Consider the following 790-nt stretch of genomic DNA (forward strand, 5'->3'; position numbering starts at 1 on the left):
CCGCCCACGGCGTATCGTGCATGGAGACGGCAGCGCCAACCGTGATGTGGATTACGACCACAGCCATGATGACGCGAACTGTCATATCGCACCGTTGAGGATCTGTTTGAAAGTAACTGATTGATATATAATAAAAGTTTTCGGGTGCCGCCTTTTTTCAAAAAGGCGGCGTTCCCTGAAGCTTTCTGAAAAAAGCTTCACCAAGAACTTTTCCAGGATTTGCGGGGTGTCCTGAAAAGCAGGCTTTTCAAACGGTCCCCGGCTTTTTAGCGCCCCTGCGGGTGTTCCCTGCGCCATGCCTCGTAGCGGCGGCTGTCCAGGCAGTAGGCCAGATTCTTGTAAAGCTGGATATGGCGGACACGGATCACGTCTTCCTGGCAGGCGATCTTGTCACTGTCCTGATACGCGGCCCATGCGGGTTGCAGGATCAGGGCCTGTTCCTTTTCCACCGTGACGCAGGCGTTGGTTACCGCATCACCGAACTCCGTGGTGCAGTCATCCACGACCGGATATTCGGGAAAGGACAGGGCGGGGGCGGGCAACTGCACCTCCGGCCGGATGTACAGGGAATTCAGCTCCCCTTCGGGTACTTCGGCATGGGCGGCGGGCGCGCAGGCCACGGCCAGCAGGCCCAGCAGGGCGCATGATGCAATCGGTTTCATGTCTGTATGCCTTCATCAAAAACGCGGACCGGCAGGATCGCGCCCCCTAATGTGGCAATGCCGCCCGGTTCTGCCAAGGAAAAGGAAGGGCGGGTTTCACGCCCGCGCGCCAAGGGGGGCGACCGTGC

The 790-nt window shown here is 58.7% G+C and carries 1 protein-coding gene; it reads right to left on the bottom strand.

Annotation, left to right across the window (positions count from 1 at the left end; genetic code table 11):
- Positions 1-266: 266 nt before the first annotated feature.
- The gene (locus JCM25156_RS18895) at positions 267-662 is read right to left on the bottom strand and encodes a hypothetical protein (protein ID WP_025814390.1); all 396 of its coding nucleotides are present in this window, start codon (positions 660-662) and stop codon (positions 267-269) included.
- Positions 663-790: the final 128 nt, after the last annotated feature.

It is taken from the genome of Komagataeibacter kakiaceti JCM 25156 (assembly GCF_000613305.1).

Coding starts and splice junctions, on each gene's coding strand:
- JCM25156_RS18895 (WP_025814390.1), bottom strand. CDS start 662: ATGAAACCGATTGCATCATGCGCCCTGCTGGGCCTGCTGGCCGTGGCC.